This is a genomic window from Oceaniferula marina, assembly GCF_013391475.1.
Lineage (GTDB): Bacteria > Verrucomicrobiota > Verrucomicrobiia > Verrucomicrobiales > Akkermansiaceae > Oceaniferula > Oceaniferula marina.
Window position 1 is genome coordinate 1 of sequence record NZ_JACBAZ010000012.1, and the last position, 20,799, is coordinate 20,799.

10 protein-coding genes are annotated in these 20,799 nt (G+C 50.0%); 4 read left to right on the forward strand and 6 right to left on the reverse strand.

The window, feature by feature from the left end:
- Positions 1–234: 234 nt before the first annotated feature.
- From HW115_RS17545 to HW115_RS17560, 4 genes are all read right to left on the reverse strand, one after another.
- Positions 235–1,419, reverse strand: a complete 1,185-nt coding sequence (locus HW115_RS17545; protein WP_178934488.1) for a DUF3472 domain-containing protein — start codon at positions 1,417–1,419, stop codon at positions 235–237.
- Between the two features lie 43 nt (positions 1,420–1,462).
- Positions 1,463–3,967: an alpha-galactosidase gene (locus HW115_RS17550; RefSeq protein ID WP_178934491.1), complete on the reverse strand. Its 2,505-nt coding sequence runs from the start codon at positions 3,965–3,967 to the stop codon at positions 1,463–1,465.
- Between the two features lie 203 nt (positions 3,968–4,170).
- A complete protein-coding gene (locus tag HW115_RS17555; protein ID WP_178934493.1) occupies positions 4,171–6,705 on the reverse strand; it encodes an alpha-N-acetylglucosaminidase in 2,535 nt (844 codons plus the stop codon).
- Positions 6,706–6,785: 80 nt separating this feature from the next.
- On the reverse strand, positions 6,786–10,229 hold the full coding sequence (locus HW115_RS17560; RefSeq protein ID WP_178934495.1) for a PA14 domain-containing protein: 3,444 nt from the start codon (positions 10,227–10,229) through the stop codon (positions 6,786–6,788).
- A gap of 331 nt (positions 10,230–10,560) precedes the next feature.
- On the opposite strand from HW115_RS17560, the gene HW115_RS17565 reads away from it, so the two are divergent.
- The 3 genes from HW115_RS17565 to HW115_RS17575 all read left to right on the forward strand — a co-directional run bounded on the left by HW115_RS17565 (position 10,561) and on the right by HW115_RS17575 (position 13,514).
- Positions 10,561–11,109 (forward strand): sigma-70 family RNA polymerase sigma factor, encoded by a 549-nt coding sequence (locus HW115_RS17565; RefSeq protein WP_178934496.1) that lies wholly within the window; start codon positions 10,561–10,563, stop codon positions 11,107–11,109.
- A 46-nt stretch (positions 11,110–11,155) separates the two neighbouring features.
- Positions 11,156–12,682, forward strand: coding sequence for a hypothetical protein (locus HW115_RS17570; protein WP_178934498.1), 1,527 nt, complete (start codon positions 11,156–11,158; stop codon positions 12,680–12,682).
- Positions 12,683–12,938: 256 nt separating this feature from the next.
- On the forward strand, positions 12,939–13,514 hold the full coding sequence (locus tag HW115_RS17575; protein WP_227021637.1) for a PEP-CTERM sorting domain-containing protein: 576 nt from the start codon (positions 12,939–12,941) through the stop codon (positions 13,512–13,514).
- A 405-nt stretch (positions 13,515–13,919) separates the two neighbouring features.
- On the opposite strand, the gene HW115_RS17580 is transcribed toward HW115_RS17575, so the two are convergent.
- Together HW115_RS17580 and HW115_RS17585 are read right to left on the reverse strand one after the other, a co-directional pair.
- Positions 13,920–16,595, reverse strand: a complete 2,676-nt coding sequence (locus HW115_RS17580) for an alpha-galactosidase (protein ID WP_178934502.1) — start codon at positions 16,593–16,595, stop codon at positions 13,920–13,922.
- Between the two features lie 231 nt (positions 16,596–16,826).
- Positions 16,827–18,653 (reverse strand): coiled-coil domain-containing protein, encoded by a 1,827-nt coding sequence (locus HW115_RS17585; RefSeq protein WP_227021638.1) that lies wholly within the window; start codon positions 18,651–18,653, stop codon positions 16,827–16,829.
- Between the two features lie 115 nt (positions 18,654–18,768).
- On the opposite strand from HW115_RS17585, the gene HW115_RS17590 reads away from it, so the two are divergent.
- Entirely contained in the window at positions 18,769–20,784 is a 2,016-nt protein-coding gene (locus tag HW115_RS17590) for an ATP-dependent DNA helicase (RefSeq protein WP_178934506.1), read from the forward strand.
- Positions 20,785–20,799: the final 15 nt, after the last annotated feature.

Genomic DNA, 20,799 nt, shown 5'->3' on the forward strand with positions numbered 1-20,799 from the left:
ACGAGCTTTATTCCAGCTAAGACCATCAGCAAGCGTACTTTGGATGTTTTTGAAAAAGGTCACCCCTATTTTGCGGCACCTCTTTCTGTGTCAATACCTTATATTAAAAAACTAACATTATTTTTTGTCGTGTGCTGTGACCAAGGCTAAATGGTCAGCCTCCGTTTGTTTTGGGTAGAGAAATATGAACATTAAACTACCGCCAATCACTATACGACAGACGGAAATAGAAAATCACTTAGATAGAGTAACCATCCTCACCTCTTTGACGGACTGGTCAAAAATATCGGCGATGCTCAAGCGCAAGTGGACAGTCTGATGATCCGATGGCATCCAATCGATGTTGACCTCTCTGGTCTCAGGACGCCACTCTGATTTTGACAGCAAGGGGTCACCCGCGCATTCGGCATTATCAAACAACTCAATCTTATATGAAAATTGCGGCAGGCTGGTTTCTTCCATCGACCAAACAAGATTGAGTCCAGATGCCTTTTTAGTGATGCTGATTTTTTTGATCTTTGCTTTTTGATAATCAGGTCGATCCGCTTTATTCTCGACCGAAAAGACATGGTTCATGTTGTCTGGATATTTCAACGGTGGCGATGGACGTGTCTGACTGCCTCCACTCCGCATGTAATAGAAATCGCCCGTTGAGTCTTTACGGGTACCGGCATCCCAGTTGTTTTTATAATGATGAGACCGTTTACCCGGCAAGCAGTCACCTCGATTTGGAGTGTATCTGCCAGATTGGGCCGGGTGCCACTCCCCCTGACCGTCCCGGCGCCAGATATGGCGCAAGTGAACTTCCCGCATGTTTTTTCCAGTATCCTTCCAGTCCTCGATAAAAGCATCGTTGGGACCTTTGATGCGAATCCTAGGTTCTTTGACTCCGATCGTCGACAAGTGCCTCCAGACTCCACTCGCACCATCCCTGACAAAAAATCCGTAGTGCGTATCTTTGCCCACATCCCACGCTCGTATAACGTGAGTGTACCAAACATCAGGCTGCCATCGTAATGCGAAATTCCACGTTTTTAACCCCACGCCTTCACCACCAAAATGTTCAGCGGTAGTGCCATGGCCAAGGTAGGCAGCATAAGGGAAATTAGCGGTATCGCTAGGGTCATCCATAGAGTGCCAGATGGAAAAAATATGCACCTTGTTTCCTCTCCGGTCATCACTCTCCTGAATTCCTGCATAGCCATTCCCCGTAGAGTTTCCTTTATTCCCCCAGAACCCTAACGTTTCATAATAGGTGCATGGAGCAACTCCCTTGCTCGGCACCCTCACTTCACAAATGGAGATATCGCCTGTTACGTTTTCCCCAAAATTAAAATGGGATGAAAGGGCGGCATTCTGACCGACCAGAGTGGCATTAGATATCGACGCCAATAGGCCGATTGATAACAGAGTATCCATGGTCTTCATAAAATCACTAAATTGGAATGTACGAATCCAAAAGCTATTGCACCGGAAACAGCTCCAGACAAAGCACTTCGAATGGTTGCAGTTTAAAAGTATACTCACCAGACAGAACATCCTCTTTGAATGTCTGATCCTCATAGGCATTTTTTACTTTAAACTTCACCGCCTGACCTTCCGGCACCTCTAGAACATCCGTAAGGTTAACAGTCAGCTCACTCGGCTTATCCGATGAGTTCCGTAGCGTGATGATACTCTTTCCAGGACTCCAAGATGCCCAACCGTAAACACCAAGCTTAAGAGGGTCACCACCCACCCAGTGGGTATCGACGAGGATCTTTTCATTTTTCTTTGCCCACTTGGCGGCCTCAGCCACTTCGTCCCATGCCTTGTCGGTCATCATCTCCGGCGTCAGGTAAAGCTCGAGCAGGTTGGCTCCGGTGCCGAAATAAGACCGGGCAGCATTCTTCATATTCACACCCGCACCAGCTCGATCCATTTCTCCCGCTTGATAATGACGCCCAACCACCAAACCGTGATGCATCACCGAGTTAAGAGGGTAAAGTGGTGCCTGTTGAACAAACTTGGAATAGCAGCCCCAATCACGGAACGTAAGCCATTGCTCACGCTTGTCACCCACCCCCATCCAAGCCACATCTCCCGTGCCGGTGCGCCAGGTGCAATCAATATGATTCAGCCAGAATGGCGACGGCCAGGTGCCGACAGTGACATTAATAAACAACTCGGGATCGTGTTTTTTCAGCTCACGACCACACTGAATCAGCGACATAAAGTGAGGGCTCACCCCACTGCCCGCCTTGTCCCACTTGTAGTAGTTCACCTGGTGGTCTTTCATGAACCCGAGGCATTTCTCATAAAACCACTTGTAGTAGGCTGGCTGGGAAAGATCCATGGTCGATTCAATCAACCCCATTTTTTTCGCATGCGCCGTCCTTTCATTCGCACCACTGTATCCACCCAGGGGTGAAATCCAGACACCCAGATTACTTTTTGATTTTCGGGCTTCAGCGGAAACCTCATCAAACCCGTTAGGAAACCTCTTCCGGTTGTATTCCCACAAGCCAGCACCGTAATCATCCCAGCCATCGTCCATCACAAAAGAATCCAGTATCACCCCACGCTTCACCGTGAGTTCTCGATAATAATCTTTGATCACTTGGGTAAACTCTTCCCGGTTAGGGGCAAAATCATACCAACAGTTATAATGAAGCAACTGATGATAAGGAGTCGCACGTTCACGCTCGAGATAGTAGTTAAAGGCACGGCGGAGCTGCCCCTTCGGGTAAACTCCCATCACTGATTTAAAATCATACTTGGTGCCCTTTTTAATGGGTAAATGACAAGGGAAACCACTACGGAAGCTGTCACCGTCAAAGTAGTTGGCAGTGAATGGCATCTCAACCCCAAAAAACATCGAATCGCTCGCAACAGGGCTACCCGGAACCGAGCCAATCTGACGGGAGTGAGGCACGCTGCCCTCGATAAACTGAAGCCCATACAGCGTCTGCGGCTTGGTGCTCGCCAAGGTATAGCTCTGGCTGATGTAGTTCGAGCCATCACGAAGCTCTGCCGACCAGCGCACGTGAATGCCAGTCTTGGCATGTTTCAGAGTGGCTGTAATTGCTTTTCCACCCTTAATCTCAAGTTCCTTAACCGGACTACTCAGGGTGAATGCCTCGGATGTCAGGTCACAGGCTAAAGATGCTGTGGCTTTTTTATTCACTAACTTTTCACCTGCCGGGCTCAGAATCGTGAACTGCCCTTCAGCCCGAATATTCACAAGAGCAAAGGTTCCATCGTCAAATCGAAGTGTCAGGCCCGGCCCCCAGCTCAAACCTTTGTCCGTGCCCTTTTTCACTTGGCAGCTGATACGCTGCCAATCTTTAGGAACCTTGTATTCAGCGAATGTCGCGCTGTTAGCATGGGCCTTGATCGTAATCAGTTCATTGGAGATCTCCAAGCTCGTACCATCCCGCTTCGATTTGTGAACGGACTTTGGTTTTGCGGTAAGGTCATTGATCGCTCTCTGGCCATCCAACACTTGGACCTGCTGGAACTCACAGGTTCCCAACTCACCGGCGGAACTGTAATCCTTGGCCTGACCATCACTGCTGGTTTTTCCCACACGGATGGATTCAAGTTTTCCGGAAAAACCTGCCAGTGGTAAACTAGCGAGCGTTTCCCAGCTCTTGCCGTCGTTCGAGATTTGCGCTTGAATTTCCTGACCGGTTCTCCGCATACCCAGATAGATCCTCTCCGGGTCCTGAGCTTGCTCTTGGGTCGCGATACCAAATAACTCCTTTCCCGGGCGAAATAGCTCAGAGCCGCTCTTATCTTGAAAAGCAGGGCCACGCAACTTGCCTCCGTCCACTTTCCAAGTCGCCTTTAGTAGGTTATTCTGAAGAACATAGTTCTTGGCAGAACTTTGCAAACTCGCCTTGTTTGGCGCTTCACCGGGGTAAGGCACAGCAATAACGGGAGAAATCAAACAAGCTCCAAGTAGGAGGATTTTTCTAAAAATCATAGGATGTAAAATGTATGTAATAAGAGTCTGCGGTCATCATCCCACTCAGTCAATCTATCGCCAAATTTAATGACTCGAGGATAATTTTAACCCCATCATCTGGTGCAAATGAATTAAGTTTTTCCGAACACGACAAGCGATGGGCATCACTACTTCGGTTCTCTATATTCCGACCAATGCACCGACATGGTGTGAATGCCTTGCTACTTAACCAACTCAACCTGCCCGTAGGAATTGTTGCCGCCGTCACTGCGAACCTCAGCTTTTATGTAACATTCGTTATTCCCCTTCAAATCACCTGTGGTCTTGAGGTTGAAGAAATTTTTCTTGCTGGGTATTCCGGCGATCCCCATATGCTCATCTGTCGCCACTGTTTTGCCGTCTGCTATCAGAGACACCTTACGAATTTCCAAACGATGCTGACCTCTGGTATAGTTGAACCTGACACCTTTAAGCTCACCGAGCTCTTTGGCTGGTAAATTCCACTTCACTGTTTTCCAGTCAACTCCCACCTGGGCAGGAGTCCAGCCGCCGATCGCTTCAGCTTTGATATCCATAACGGGCACCTTGGCTTCTTTTGTGGTCTTGATTAACGCAATCGCTGCCTCAACCGGATTTTCAAAAGCTTCTGATTTCGTGAGGCCTGGTGCTCGGGTCCATTGTTTTTCCCACTTGGGCATGTCAAACGACGTTCCTGTATCGAAGCCATCAAAATAATGCTTCCAGCGTGGAACGTAGTAGTCGCGAATCAGACCACTCCAAATGCGTGCCGAATAGTCACCAATCTGACCGCCCCAGATGGTAACAAGGTCTTTGGCATTGGCCTCGTAGAGGTCTTTTTCAGCAGCTGTTGTGCCGTGCTTGCGCGCCAGTGCCACCCAGTTGGAGAGGCGAAGTGTCGGGTGCGACTCGAGAAGTGTATCGAGTGCCTTAAGTAGCTTCAGGCCGTCTTTCGCGGCTTGTTTACGGAGATCGGAATAACCCATTTCCTCTGCTTCCATCGCTCTGGCAAAGAGTTGCTCAACCTTGATGCCCACATACATTGCCGTGAACTCGATGAGATCCGCGCGGTAGTTCGGGCTGTCTTTGAGCTGCTCGGCAGCTGCGGCAAAGGTTTCGATCGCCTGCTGAAATTCTGGCGAGGTGTTGATCGAGCCCTTGCGGACCTTACCTGGGCGGAACTGCCAGTTGAAACGTGGGTGATCGGTAAAGGTACCGTAGCAAGTTTTACGTAGGAGGTTCCATGCCTTGGTCACTTCCGGCGGACAAGTTCCGTAGCGACTTGCACTGTAGTTGTTGAGCCAAACGTCGAGATCGATCTCTGTGTCTCTCCACCCCATATCACTGAGAAGTTCATAAATGACTTCATTATTTTCGATTCCTTCCGGCGCAAAACCAAACCCGGCAAGGCGTCCTTTATTTTTGGAGTTGAGAGCTTCAATGGAACCACTTGCGTAGAAGTCAAGGCGACCAGTGAGGCCAGTCTTACCACCCATGTTAGGGATCACACTGTAAACCCACTTTTTGTTATAAAAACCTTTGTAGAAGTCCCAGTTCATGTCGGTCTTCCAGAAATGCTTATTGTAGTCAGCAGCCAGGTCGAGAAGGATCATCTTGTCGTCAGGCACCTTTGAAACAAGAGCCTCCAGAGAATGGTAATCCCAGATGTTGCGGGTGTAGCCGAACATCCACCCCTGCATCACCCAAGTCGCCTCCGGGTTCCCTGCTTTGATAGACCTGTAAACTTGATCACCGTAGTGAGCCAGGAGTTGATAGCGCTTTTCCTTGTCATCCTTCGGTGCCGGGATGTCCATTTCATTGAAACAGTCAGCGAGGTAGTACTCACATTTGCCGAACTCTTTTTCCCACTCTTCGATAAACATCTTACCAATCTTTCCAAACAACGGCGTGTCCGGCAGCAAGAAACTCGTGCGGTTTTTCTCTGGGAACCCAGCCCAACTCGGGTGGAAGAATTTGATCTCTGGGTGGAGGCGCTGCATGCCACGAGGCACAAATCCAGCGAAAGCTGGACAAATCGGCTTCATCCCGAGCTCACGCATACGTTTGAGCACTTTGTGCTGAAGCTCGACCTGCCCCTTGTGCCAGTTGTCATTGAGCGGGCCATCAATCCCTGTGATATTACCCATACGCTGCCATGGAAGGTGAGCTGGCCCGGTGTAGAAGGCATCGACCTCTTCCTGCGTGAGGCCGAGCTTTTTCCAAACGCGCATCGAAATCGCTTCGTTCGCAACGAGAGCCAAGGGCATATCCAGACCGTGAAGCGCCATCCAGTCGAGCTCCTTTTCCCAGCGTTCCCAGTCCCAATAGGGAGTGGTGTAGCCGTAGGTGACCACGTTGAAGTAATAGTGATACTTGTAAGGAGAAACCACCTTCTTAAGGGGGGTGTCAGACCACTTCTCGGGAATGGCAATACGAGAACCGCTCCATCCCACTTGACCTTGTTCATTCGCCTTCAAGTAGTCATAGAATCCACGGCAAATAGCGACGCCACAGCTTCCTTTAAAAGTAGGAACCCCGTTTTTCACTTCATATTCAAAGACATCATGCCCATTTTTCTTTGGAATATTAGCGAATTGAATTTCATCTACCCGATCACCGATCAGGCGCTTGATCACAGCGTGTGAAGACTGTTCAGAAGATGACGTTGGGCTGGCTTGGCTCATACAAGCAGCCATTGCAGAAAATGTAATCGTGAGGATATTTCGTAGTTTGTTCATTGGTCTTGGATCGGTCGTGATGTTTAAATTTTCAATAGTGGTAAAAAAGGGATAGTTGAGAGAACTTGCGCATTTTCCTGTTAGTTTAATAATTGAATCAACGTAAACGATTTACCATGGTCCCTGCTTATAAAAAGACCGTTTTTCGCCGTAGCATAAATCGCTTTTCCGTCTTTACCAGCAACTGTCAGCGAGTTGATTTGCAGTGGTCGACTTTCTGAGTTTTGCTTCAATCTATTCCAGTCAACATTCCAATAAAAACCGATGCGGCCGAGGAAAAGGTTCTCACTGGTTTGCTGTGGGCTAACGAGAATTTGGCTGCGTCCATACTTTGAAGACCTCCAGCTGCAAATAGCATTGAAAGACTCATCAGGCGCTATGCGATACTGATGCAGGTAGAGGTTTAAGTGAGAACAATAGTAAACCCCGGTATTGGTCGTAAAATAGAGGTATTGCTCCCCTTCTGCGATTGTTTCATACGCGATATTATGAATCGCCCAATCGCTTTTCGCTGCGATGAGCTTAAAGTTTTTACCTTGATTGGTTGAAGCATACACTTTCCCTGGAACCGCTCCATTGCCTGAGGTGCCAACAAGTAATAAGTTTTTATTTTGCGGACTGAAACTGACCACGGATATGTTTTCACCTTGAAGTCCGGCATACTTCCAAGTTTTACCACTGTCGTCACTCAAGTAGAGTCCTGTTGATTTACCTCCAGCGGCTACGTGTTGAGGATTGTGTGGGTTAAAACTGATCGTTTCACCAGCTAAGACCGCTGAACCACAGCCATCAAAGTCCATTTCCTGACTAACCTCGAGCCAGCTTTCACCACCATTGGTGCTACGTAACAAAGCACGTTCGCCGCCCTTACCGCCCTTACCAAAACCAGCCAGCAAGAGAGAGGATTTGGCTGGAGACATCGCAAAAGTCCGAACCTCATTTCTGGTTCTTAGCTTTGTAAAATGCCGGCTTCCCTTGGTTGACTTCAGCAGGCCGTTGCCGGAGGTTCTAAGATAAAGAGCCGATGAAGATGGGTCTTTTAAAGCACCAACAAACTGTCCTTTGGAAACAGAAGGTGATGTTTCACTTGTCCCTTCGGCCCATTCAAAAACATTCTTACTGATACTGATGTCAGCCATTTTGCCGGAAAACAGGGTTTTATTTTTAGCGGGAGTTTTTGTGGTGAAAACAATCCCTGCATAAAATGCCTCGTGATCATGAACGAGTATTTTCTCTGCCACTTTTTTCCAGGATTTGCCGTCAGCAGACGTGTAGGCACGCCATAAATTCGCTTTTTTGGTAATTCGAACCCAAGGCTTTTGATGATCATAGGCAAAACGGCTTTGACGTGAGGTTTCAAGGTCTCGGTCGTCGGCGACACCACGCATCCCGTTATGGGCGGTATCCCACAAACCAAAAGCTTTCTGCTGGTTCCATATGCTTTTGAGGTCTTTGGTCGCCAATAGACCGATCCGCCCACAATGGATGCCATTGGCCTTCGTTCGACGCAGGATGTCATCGATTCTCGCTGTAAAAGTGAAATCACCTTTGACTTCACGATAAGCAAAAAAATGTCCATCGCCGGTAACAGCTACAGAATCCTCCGTGCTCGAAACGGCTAAAGGTAAATTCTGCTCACCCGGTGTAATATATTGCCAACTCTCTGAGCGACTATCCTTGGCTGTTATTTCAACAGGATCGGAATCAAGACTTCTTCCATCATCGAACCACAGGCGGGTCCAAAGCTTTTGTTTACCTGAAGGTAAAATCACCTTGAGCTCATCTCGGGCCGTATCGATCACACCCAACCTCAGAGAACCGGTATAAACTTCTAGTTTTTTGAAGCTGTGACCATTGAGTTGATGCTTCTGCGCAAGCTTCAGTCGGTTGCCAGATTCAACCTTGGTCTGGAAAACAATATCAGGTAAGTTCACGACTTTATCGGTGCTCAGATCACCGGCACTCACGTCGCGATAGTCAAATCCAGGCCCAGCCCATTGCAGGTTCAGTTTATCCCGCAATCCCACCTTCTTTTTACCTTTGAAATAGTCGAGCTTCAAGGAATGCTTCCCTTTCTTTAGAAAGACCGATGACAGATGAGTCACCGTCGTATGGATACCATCATTATCAGCCACGATTTGATCGCCAATCGTCAAACGACTGCCATCACAAGAACGCAGTTTAAAGGTATAAATTCCACTTTGAGTGACACTGAGGTAGCCTTTGAAATTAAACCCATAAGAAGTAGCTAACTCTTGTTTAATGGAGTCATCAATAAAAGTGACATGACCTTGCTTAACCGGTGTCAGCTTAGAAAAATCAGGCAAGTCCTCCCATTCACCTTCATAAAAGCTGTATTGCAGTCCCGATTGTAACTGGCCGGCCTGTTGGGCGACCTGCAGGGGAGATGAATTTTCCACCGGGATTACCTTCGTCGTAAGTTGATCGTAAATGTCATAGAGGCTGAGCTTCACACTGGATGCAGCACTTGGTAAATCCATGCGCTTCATTGAAATGTGAAGCGTGCCGGCTTTGATACTTTTGAGTAAATCTCCTTTGGCCCCAGCCTCAGAATAGACATCGATCTGGTATGCCAATTGTGGCACACCATCACCCACGGCCCATTCAACAAGAAGCTGCGAGTCATAAGCTACTGCCTTCGCTCGAGTCAGCTTCAACTTACCGAGAATCGGTTCTTCGGCTTGATGTTTTAATGAAAATACACGGCGCTTGTTTTCGATGATGGCATCGTGTTTAAAGTCTTTACTAACCGGGCCTTCAAAGCGGAAGGCTGTGCCATTTTCAATGATGTGCCAGGTAGAGGGCGACTTAAGGTCTTGGTCAATAGTCGTTAAGCTGTGCCACTGACCGTCCAAGCGTTGATAAGCCAGACGACGGTCAATACTACGCTTACCAGCAGAGCCTATTTTCTCAACAAAACTGGCACAACCATCCATACCTGTCACCACGGTAGGAATACTGACAACACCCACAAAATACCATTCTCCGGTAGCGACATCCTGCATCCACCAGCCCATATATCCCTTATCCTCCGGAGTATTAGGATCCTGCCAAGTGCGGATAACCATTTTATACCATTTCTTTACCTTTAGAAATTCCAGCATCCCGCTGTGAATACCGGTTTCAGTACCTTCTCCCGACATTGTACCGCCGGCGAAAGGATTGCCTAAAGCTTCAACACGGGTTCGGTCACCTTTATAATGAGGACTCGGCCAAAAGGACCAGACTTGGTGACGGTAGCCATTTTTCGTTTCCTCAGCAGTTGCATGCTCACCTTTACCTGACGTAGCGATACCCCCATAGAGATAGCCACCCTGTGGGTAAGGGTTTGTATTCCACAAGGCAAAATAAGTCCCTGGAGACCAAAAAGGCCAGCGCACTTCACATGTGATGATATCAGCCCCTTTGCTGACACCAAACTGATACCAAGTGGCGTGAAGCGTGTTGGTGAGACATATAAGTGTGAAGACCAGTAAGTTCAGTATTTTTTTTGTGTACTGCATGAATTGTTCCTTTCGAAAAAATTGATCAGAGCTCTGGGGACCCCGCTTACCGACTACTTTTTACTCATCAACCTCCATGGCATCGTTCCATGTTGCAGCTTGGCTTTTCCCTTTTAGAAAAAGCAGTTTGAGTATGTAAACTGTCTCTGACTAAAAGTCGACAGGGCTACTAAGAGATACCAATCTGGCACAAGACCAGACACACAAAAGATGAAAAAGACACAAACGCAATCTGCTCACGCCAAAAAATGAATTTTATTTGTCCAATCACGACCGACACTGGCATATTCTAGTAAGAGCCATACATTCCCAATCCAACGTCCACTCTACCTTGAGTCCTGCCCCTACAAATCATGCCGAAAACCAAGGCAAAAAATTATCTGACCGTGAATTTGAATTAGCGATCAAAGGCATTCAACGGGGGCTGTGCGGCTATATTGCCTCCATCACCAGCCATTCCAGTGACCGAGATGACATCCTTCAGGAAACCAATCTTTTCCTCTGGCAACGCAAAAACGAATTCAAGTCCGGCACCAACTTCAAAGCCTGGGCATTCAAGGTCGCTTATTTCAAAGCGATGGGCAGCCGCAGAGACAAAGTCCGCCGAGGTGAAGAAGTCTTCAGTGAAGACATCACCCAACGCATCGCCACAGGGGCTGAAAGCTATTTCGATAATAGCCCTGACAAATTCCCCGCTCTGGAAAACTGCCTGAAAAAGCTCAAACCCGAGGAATACCAACTCCTTCAGGAGAAATATTTCAAGGGCAACACCATCACCGATTTCTCCCGCCGGAACAAACAATCGGCAGGCACCCTTTTAAAAAAACTCTCCCGTATTCGACTCCGACTCAGGGCATGCATCGAACAACAACTGCCTTAAGCCTGGTCCTCCCCCCTTCACACCCACACACAAGCTATCTATCACCGTGAACCCAAGCACTGAACTCATCAAACTGGTCGACAAATGCATCGAGCAGAGCATGACTCGTATGGAGCGATCTCGGCTCGAGGACTTACTCAAAGATGACGACGCTCTGCATTACTATCTGGAAATGACAGCCATCGAGGTCAACCTTCCATTTGAGCTCGCCCCCCCATCGGAATCAACCCCTTCATCAGCCACTTACAATATCAAACAGCTCTGGACACGCCCCTTACCCATGGTAGCAGCCATCGCGATCAGTTTTGCCGCTGGCATCTTCTCCAACCAATGGGTCAATCCGTCAGCATCCACGCCTCAACTGGCCCAAACGCCGGGCCACAGCCAGCCGGCCACGACGCAAAACGCAGCGACCATCACCAGCCTCATCGGGGTCAATTGGGATGGACCGGCCCCGGATTCTCTGGTGCTCAAAAGCAAAGATAGGGCAATCCGTATGAGTTCAGGGCTGATGGAACTCACCTTCGCCAGCGGTGTCCGCACCCTGATTGAAGGGCCGGCGGATATCCAGGTCACTGGAATCAACCAAGCCCAACTCTCCATGGGACGCCTAGTGGCCGATGTGCCCAAAGGAGCCGAAGGATTCACCGTCAATTATGCCGGCGGCAAGGTCATCGATCTCGGTACCGAGTTTGCGATGTTCGTTCCCGGAAATAGGGAGGCTGTCGAAGTCGGGGTCTTCCGGGGGGAAGTGGAGGTCTATGACGACGGCGAATCCACTCCCAAGACGCTCACGGATGACCATGCCGTTTTGCACGGAATCCACTCCGATACCCCCTTCCAATCCATCCCATTCCAGCGCAAAAATTATGTTCGATTCTTGCCGTCGAGAGAATTCACTTGGGAGCTACCTGCAACAGCATCCACTGCTCCAGCGGTCATGGAATTTGACGTTTCGCACCTGGTTTGGAAAAGTGGTGACTATCGGGCTATCATCAAATGGATGAAAGGTCACGACGCCTTGATTATCAGGCGTGCAGAACTCCTGCGCGATGGGCAGGTCATTGCCACCGATGCGCATCAAGCCAAAACAGGAATGTATTATAGCCCCGATGATAATACCTACTCTTTCTCTATTCCTGAAGACGCTTATCGCAAAGGGCTTTGGAAACTAAGAATCACAGGCCATGCCAATGACAGGGCTAAAAATCGTAAACTGGGCAGCTTCACGGCTGACTCATCTGGTTTATTGCTTTTCGAAGATCAATACGCTGGCAACATTACCGACAAATCATTTATTGGCACATGGAGATACAGCCACGATGGTGACATCTACGAACGCACGTTCACTGCTGATCATCGAGTTCAATTCTCAATCAATGGCAAACCTAACGCAAGTCTAGATGGCGCAACGTGGGAGGTTAAACATGGTATTCTCACCCTTACGGTTCGCACCAGCGGTTACACGCTCAAAGAGCTCCATATGTTACGCAACGATCACGAACTCATCTTCATGAACCAGCGCTATAGGAATGCCAAAAAAGTCAGTATGCCGGCCACACCACCCCCCTGATCTTCCCCATTTGCAAAATAGCCCATCTTGAACCTGAAGCCAACTTGTCTGCCTCATCTTCAGCGAAGGAGCATCAACCCAAGCATTCACCATTCAACATTCACCATTCGAACGCAGCGACACCCCTGATCACCCGACCTCATCGACGGCCAATTATTTTTTGTGTATTTTTGTGTCTGGTTATTCCTGAACTCGGTATGCTCATGTAAGCCCTATTAATCTTTGGGTATTAACAACAATCAGAAAAAATATGAAAATGAAAAGCACATGCGCAATCGCGCTTTCATTCGGAATGGCAACTGCCGCTAACGCAGCTCTCACAGTGGCAACTGATGTCAGCCAAACAACCGTCAATGCTGATCTGAGTCTCATTACTCAAGACAACGCAAGTGATGGTGCAATTGCTTCTTCCCTCAATGATGTATGGGTAACGAATTCGGGGTTCACTTCTGCGGTGATCACATTGGAGCTCGCCGGCGGTGACGACGTGGTAGTGGACGGAATCGCGTTTTGGAACTACACTCCATTCGATTCTGGAAACGGAACTGCAACCGCCACGATTGAGTTCTTTAACGATGGCGTCAGCCAAGGAACAGCGACGCCCTTTGCCCCGAACCAAGATTCCACAGGAAGTAATACACCCACGCAGCAAAACTTCGTCATTGCAACCCAAACTGCGGACACAGCTATCCTTACACTCAGCACGAATTACGGAGGGGACCGCGTTGGATTCAATGAAATTCAATTCGATACCACAGCCGTCCCCGAACCATCTTCCGCAGCCCTTATCGGCCTGGGTGGACTTTCACTGATCCTGCGTCGTCGCAAATAGATATGAAACACGTTTTTCAACTGTAACCTAAGTTTCTTTTTATCCCACCCGACTCTCCGGGTGGGATTTTTTTTTGTGTATTATACCAAGTAGTAAAGATGAATGAGTTCTTTGGTAAGGCTCGACGAAGGAATGGTGCGGGCACCATGACTAAGGAGAAACAAAGCCAAAGGAGTCATTCATCCGGAACTCTCATGGATCACGCAGTGCTTTTCCACATACCTCAACAACGATCAATCGTCTCGTCTGTTTTGCGGAGTGGTATTATACAAAGCACATTTCATGATCGGGCTAAGCTCAGCGCTGGTAAGGTCTTCATCGATAAAAACAACCCACCTTCCATTACAGAAGGTGGGTTTACACACACAAGGCGGGTGTTTAGCCCGCACATGAAATTATCTAGCTTTATTTCGTTGCAAGCTCTTCAAGCCGAATGACCACACTCTGGTAGTCACCGGTTCTCCATGGCAAAGAAATCCCCTTGGACATCAGGTAATCACCTCCAAATTCTTTACCATGCATCTTGGTCATGGGTTTATTGGCATCGACCATGTTAATTTCTGTTAGCTTGTAACGGGCTGACGGGTCGAGTCCGGCCAACTTCACGGGAGCATGGGCATCAAGTAAGTTTTTCTCTGTGGTGAAGGCAAAGAAGAGAGCTTCTGTAGGCGCCTCTTCACCTTCCAGCACATACATCAGCGATGCCATCTTCGTCTTGAAAGGAGAACGCAATCGGTAGAGATCTCCAAGCTGAACCACGGGTCGAATATCTTTGTAAATCTCGAGAGCCTTTTTGGAAAACTCCATGTCCTTCTCCGGCACACGTTCAGGGCGAAGCTCAAATCCTAGACGACCCATCATCGCGACATCAAAGCGATACTTGATCGATGTCTCACGCCCGGTGTAATGGTTAGGCGATTCCGTAACGTGCGCTGCGCTGGCTATGGCAGGAAAAAGATGACTGATCGACCACTGCATCAATACACGCTCCCGGGCATCCGTATTATCACTCACCCAATATTCATGATGGTATTTCATATTTCCGTAATCAACCCGTCCACCACCGGAACCGCAAGCTTGGAAAACAACCTTCGGATACTTTTTCGTGATCCTGTCCAGCACACTGTAGTATCCCTTCACATAATCAATCCACAAATGCTCCTGACGATCCGCTGACAAATAGTTCGACCCGGGGTCACTGATGGTGCGGTTACAGTCCCACTTAATGTAGCTGATACCCGGATGTTTGCCGAGCAGGTCGTCCATGAAGTCGAAGATATAATCCTGCACCGCCGGATTGGTGAGATCGAGAATAAGTTGACTACGCTGCAGCCGCTGATGACGCTTGGGCAAGGTAATCACCCACTCCGGATGCTTTTCGTAAAGCTCGGACTTCGGATTCACCATTTCAGGTTCCACCCAGATGCCAAAATCAATCCCTTCTTTCTTAGAATGGTCGATCAGCCCCTGCACACCACCCTTGAGTTTGGCTGTATTCACCATCCAGTCTCCCAGACCGGCGCGATCATGGTCACGTGGATATTTTCTACCAAACCAACCGTCATCTAACACAAACAATTCAATCCCGGTCTTGGCAGCATCGGTGATCATGCGCTTGATGAGTTCATCATCAAAAGTAAAATAGGCGCCCTCCCAGGAGTTCAACAGAATGCGGCGCGGCTGGTCACCATCGCGCACACCGTAGGCGAGAGCCCAGCGGTGAAGGTTGCGGGTAGCCTCGCCCTTCCCCTGATTGCTGTGAGAAAGGATCAGACGTGGAGTCTCCAAACGCTCCCCCTTGGAAAGGCGGTAACGCGACATATGAGGGTCATAACCAAACTGAGCCGACAATTGAGTATCACCCTTCGACTCAAATCGCATCCGCCAATTCCCGGACCATGCCAGTGCGCCAATGATGACTTCTCCCCTCTCTTCCTCCGCAGGATGGTCCATCGCCAGAATAAATCCAGGCTGTGCCAACTGACTCGTGCGGGCTCCTGTGACGACGCGGACTTCCTTGATGCCATTCTTTAATAACTCCTCTTTGATATACGCTTCACCATTTTGTTGCCCCGTAATCGACGTGAGATAAAACTTGTCCGATTCCAGAGAAAGAAACCCGGAAGCCGCGTGATGAATCACCACATCACCCTCTCCAAGATTGCGCACCACCGCCCAGCGCTCAACTACGTTTTCACGCTTGGATACGAGGTAGTGCAGATTCACCTCCACAGGATACTCCGGATCCATCATCGTAAAGACCAGCTCGGTCTGATTCTCGTTGAGGTCCTTCCGGATGTGGCTGCGGTAATGGAGATCGAGCGAAATTTTTCCATCCGCCTGCACAAGGGAAATAGCATGCTCACCACGGTTCTCATCCCAATACGTAGGATAAGCGAAGCCACCCTTCTCCTGGGAATCCTGAACGCGGGCTAAGCGGGTCCCGAAATAACTCTGATAGAGTTTCTCCCCTCGCAACTCAAAGGCCAGAGTGCTGGCTGCCATCTCCAGAACGATTTGATTACCTGTGATCTCAGGAGCCGCTCCTTCGTAGCTAACTTTGGCCTCCGCCCAATCCGCATGATCATACCGATTCCCATCGTTGGCATCGTTCACGAGCAAGGTCAGCATTTCAATACCACGAAGGTCCTGCTTCACAGCCAAGGGTTTTTCTCCACCGTCCATCACCGGGCTTTCCCACAGGGTTTTGCCATCACCGACCAATTTAAAAATCACACTGGCACGACCATCTTCAACCTCATCATCAATACCCACCATCGCCGAAAACTGCGTTGCTTTCCCGTCGAGTTTCAGCCTCAGGGCACTGTTGGCATGACATCCAATACCCCGTTCAAATTTCTGCCCACCTATCGCCAGCGGGTTCCCGTCGACCGACCGCTTGGAGCGCGTCATACCATAGCCTGTTTCTGCCAGTGAAAGATCCAAAGTATCCAAGTAAAGTTGTTGCTGTGCCATCGTAGAAGTCGAAATCAGAGTAAAAAACAAAAGAGAGAGGCCTCGCCTCCCCATCAGATAATCATGAAGCTTGATCATACGCCATGGGTAAATTATATCAATCATACTGGATGCATCGAACCATCCCGCCGACGAAAATTGATACCGATTTACGAGTTTTAACAAGCCTACATTAATCTTCCACTTCTGATTGTGCCGAGCCTTCAGCGAGTTCTACATAAACGCACAAGAAACACACGAGCATCCAATCCAAGACCCCTCATGAACCCGCTTCATACCATTTGATCAGTTAAATTGGCTGAATGGCACTGAAGGTTTTGCAGGGGACCATCGACGCTACTTTCTCTTCGAAGCCTCCATCTTTTTCCGCATGCGCTGAACCGCTGCCTGATGATTCACTGAACGATTCTTTTGCTGCTCGGCTGCCCGATTACGCCTCTCCTGCTCCTGACGAAGCCGCTCTGCTTGTTGTTGCTGGCGGCGGGATTGCTGGGCCTGTTTTTCCCTCTCCGCACGTGCAGCGCGCTCTTTTAAAGCCCGGGCTTCAGCCTGACGCTGTTGACGAGCCCGTGCGTCTTGTTGCTCTTGCCTTAGACGCTCTTCTCTTGCCCGTTGTTCGCGAGCCTCCTGTTCACGCCGGACTTTTTCTCTGGCGGCTTTTTCTCTGGCGGCCTTCTCCTGCATCTCCCGTTGCGCTTTCGACTTTCGCTGTTGCTCGGCTCGAGCTTTTTCTTGGCGCTTTTGTTCTTCCATTTCGCGCTTTTGTTTGGCCTGGCGCTCCCGAGTTTCTTGTTGCTCACGCATCTTTCGAGCTTCGGACTCACGCTCTTGCCTTACCCGTTCGGCTCGGGCTTTTTCGTCTCTTGCCCGTTGCTCTCGGGCCATTTTCTCACGTTGTTCCTGAGCCTGCTTCTTTTTCTCGATCCGCTCTCGCTCTTGTTGCTGCCTTTTTTCGATTTCGCGTCGCTGCTTGGCCAATAACTCCTTGGACGCGGACTTCTTTCCCCGAGCAGCTTTTTCCCTCGCGGCTTTCTCCTGCATTTCGCGTGTGGCTTCTCGCTGCCGGTTTCTTTCCATACGAGCACGCTCCTCTTCCTGCTCGCGCTGTTTCGTCATCTGACGCTCCCGGGCCTCTCTCTCGGTCCTTTGTGCCTGTTCACGCTTTTCCCTTTGTTTTCTTTCCTCCAGCTCCTTGTTCCGCTTTTCGCGGAAACGTCGTTCGGCATCCTGCTTTTTGCTTTGCGCCAACTCACGCTCCCTGCGTTCTCGCTCAACTCGTTCTTGCCTCTTTCGCTCAGCCATCACCCTGCGCTCCTGTTCACGTTTCAATTGTTGCAAACGATCGCGCTGAGCGCGTTCGGCCCGCTCCCTCTCACGTTGTTTCTTCAATCTGGCTTCCTGCTCACGACGTTCCCGCTCACGCCTCTCTTGAGCGCGTTTCTCAGCCTCGCGATGCTGGTGTCCAGGGTGCACGCCGCCATGGTGTTTTGGCTTACCATGATGAACGTGTCCGTGATGATTTGGCCGCATACGTGTGCGCCATGCCATACGCCAGGCCCATTCATTTTCTCGTCTCGCACAGGCTTCACTGGCTAGCCATGCCTGGGTCTCCCGCAGTTGCCACGCCAAATCTTCAGCCTCCATCCGGGCCTGTTCCTCAGCCCAGGCATTTTCCTCGGCTATCCACTCAGCCTCTTCCCTCAGGCGCTCAGCTTCTTCCCTCAGCTGCCGCTCCCGCAGCAGTTGGGCTTCTTTGATCTGGGCAATCTCCTGGGCCTCACGTTCTGCCGCGATGGCAGCTTCCTGATCAGCCACATATGCCGTCTCAGCTTCACGTCGCCGGGCCTCCTCCTCCGCATACTCACGGACCCGCTGCTCCATCGTCTCAATCAATACCTTTTCTCTCTCCATCGCTTGATTGGAGACCTCCAGTGCCCGTTGATCAGCCTCCAAGCGCTCCTGGGCAAGTTGTAACTCCAGCTCACGCTCTTTGTTTTCCAGCTCGATGATCCGGGCGTTCTGCTCCGCACGTTCCTGTTGCTCGGATGCCTTCATGGCAGGCTCTCCCTCTTTGAGACCAGTTTCGGGTTTCTCCTGACAGGCACAGAACAAACTCACCATCAAGGTAAGGCTCATCATCGTCGCTATGGGTAATTTAAACATTTCTTTGATCGTTTCTGCCACTGAGACGAATCCCCGTGATCATTCATTCAAATTAATTTATCGGGGCTTGGCAGTTGTCCCTTCTCCGGTTCTGGGTTAGAACCATGTCCGAACCATGATAGCATTTGCAGACGACAACGAAGGACGGTCATCCGGCGACCTGGTAAACGCCATGGAGCAAATGTTCTCAAGCTCGGGAAAACTTTCCTCATCCCCGGATTTTGAATACCGGGCGGAACAGCAGCAGATGTCCATGGCCGTGGCCGAAGCCTTGGAAAATACTCACGTCCTCTGCGCGGAGGCCGGAACCGGGGTGGGAAAATCCCTCGCCTACCTCATCCCCGCCGCTAAATTCGCATTGGAAACCGGCCGAAAAGCGGTCATTTCAACCCACACCATCAACCTCCAGGAACAGCTGATCAACAAAGACATCCCGCTGGCGAATAAGATTCTTGGGGGAGAGCTCAAGGCCGCCCTACTCAAAGGGCGAGGGAATTACGTCTGCCCGCTCCGACTCAAACGTGCGATGCAGCAGACCGGTGATTTATTTAGCACCGGCGAGGCCGAGGAGCTGAAAGCTATTTGGGACTGGGCCGAAGGCACCCGGGATGGAACCAAAAGCGATCTCAACTTCCAGCCCTCGGCCAAAGTCTGGAGTCAGGTCTGCTCTGACGGCAGCGTCTGCACCCACCGCACCTGCGGCCGCAATGGTAACTGTTTCTATCAAATTGCACGTAAACAGATGGAGGATGCCGACATCGTCGTGCTCAACCACACCTTGTTCTTCTCTCTGCTCGCGCTCGGAGAAATCCCGGATGACGATCCCGGCTATCTCTTTGCCAACGATTTTGTCATCTTTGATGAGGCCCACACGCTGGAACAGGTTGCCGCTGTTCAGTTAGGGCTTCGCCAAAGTCACGCAGGACTCAAATTCGAGGTCCAACGCCTCTACAATCCACGCAACCGCAAAGGACTGCTTCGCGCAATGCACAACGCCCGGGCCATGAAAGCCGCCGAGCGCGTTCTGGATGAAGCCGAGGAGTTCTATCAAACCATCGCAGAACAAGTCGAATTCGGAAAATTCAGTAAAGAGTTCCGAGTCAGGCAACCCGACTTCGTCGATAACACACTCGGCGAGCCGCTCCGAGCCCTCTGGGGAGAGATCGAAGAAGCGGCAGATGCCTTGGAAAAAGACTCCACCACCCGAGCTGAACTCATGGACGGAGCTCGGAGAATGCGCGAAATCCACGCCGGTCTACGCCTGTTCCTCGACCAGGATGACGAAGACAGTGTCTACTGGGTGCAGAAAAGCGGACGGGACGACGACATGCTCAGCATTCACTCTGCGCCCATCAACGTTGCTGACCGCCTGCGCCGGATCATGTTTGGCCACGGTCGGACCTGTATCCTGACCAGCGCCACCCTCGGAACGGGAGATGAAGAACTTCTCTACTTTCGCAAACGTATCGGTGCTGAAAATGCCCTCGCCGTCAAAATTGGGTCTCCGTTCAATTACCAGGAACAGATGAAAATCTACGTGATCAAATCGATGCCGGAGCCATCACATAAGGATTACGAAAACGCCCTGGTTCACTGGATTGGCCGCGTGCTTAAATACACCGAAGGCAAGGCCTTTGTACTGTTTACCAGTTACCGGCTGATGCGAAATGTGGCAGCTGCCATGGACGATTTTTTTTACGACCACGACTGGCGTCTGCTTCTTCAAGGGGATGGTATGCCACGCCACAAGATGATCGATATTTTCCGCAAGGACACACACAGCGTTCTCTTTGGAACCGATAGCTTTTGGGCCGGGGTCGACGTCCCCGGTGAAGCTCTGTCCAATGTCATCATCACCCGACTACCCTTTGCCGTGCCCGACCACCCACTGGTGGAATCCCGCTTGGAAGCCATCATTGCCGATGGAGGCAATGCCTTCGTTGACTACTCGGTTCCCGAAGCGGTTCTCAAACTACGTCAAGGCGTCGGGCGACTGATCCGCACAGCCAAAGACAAAGGCATGGTTGTTCTGCTAGATAATCGTGTCGTCACCAAACCCTACGGAAAAACCTTTTTGGGGTCCCTGCCTCCGGCCCCAATCAAAATCGTCAACGAGCCGCTCAAGGATTAAGCGCCCCTAACGACA

What these genes read in the sequence shown, in the direction of transcription:
- HW115_RS17550 (WP_178934491.1), bottom strand. Translation starts at nt 3,967, where the DNA reads ATGATTTTTAGAAAAATCCTCCTACTTGGAGCTTGTTTGATTTCTCCC.
- HW115_RS17590 (WP_178934506.1), top strand. Translation starts at nt 18,769, where the DNA reads ATGATAGCATTTGCAGACGACAACGAAGGACGGTCATCCGGCGACCTG.
- HW115_RS17575 (WP_227021637.1), top strand. Translation starts at nt 12,939, where the DNA reads ATGAAAAGCACATGCGCAATCGCGCTTTCATTCGGAATGGCAACTGCC.
- HW115_RS17560 (WP_178934495.1), bottom strand. Translation starts at nt 10,229, where the DNA reads ATGCAGTACACAAAAAAAATACTGAACTTACTGGTCTTCACACTTATA.
- HW115_RS17580 (WP_178934502.1), bottom strand. Translation starts at nt 16,595, where the DNA reads ATGATTGATATAATTTACCCATGGCGTATGATCAAGCTTCATGATTAT.
- HW115_RS17545 (WP_178934488.1), bottom strand. Translation starts at nt 1,419, where the DNA reads ATGGATACTCTGTTATCAATCGGCCTATTGGCGTCGATATCTAATGCC.
- HW115_RS17555 (WP_178934493.1), bottom strand. Translation starts at nt 6,705, where the DNA reads ATGAACAAACTACGAAATATCCTCACGATTACATTTTCTGCAATGGCT.
- HW115_RS17585 (WP_227021638.1), bottom strand. Translation starts at nt 18,653, where the DNA reads ATGTTTAAATTACCCATAGCGACGATGATGAGCCTTACCTTGATGGTG.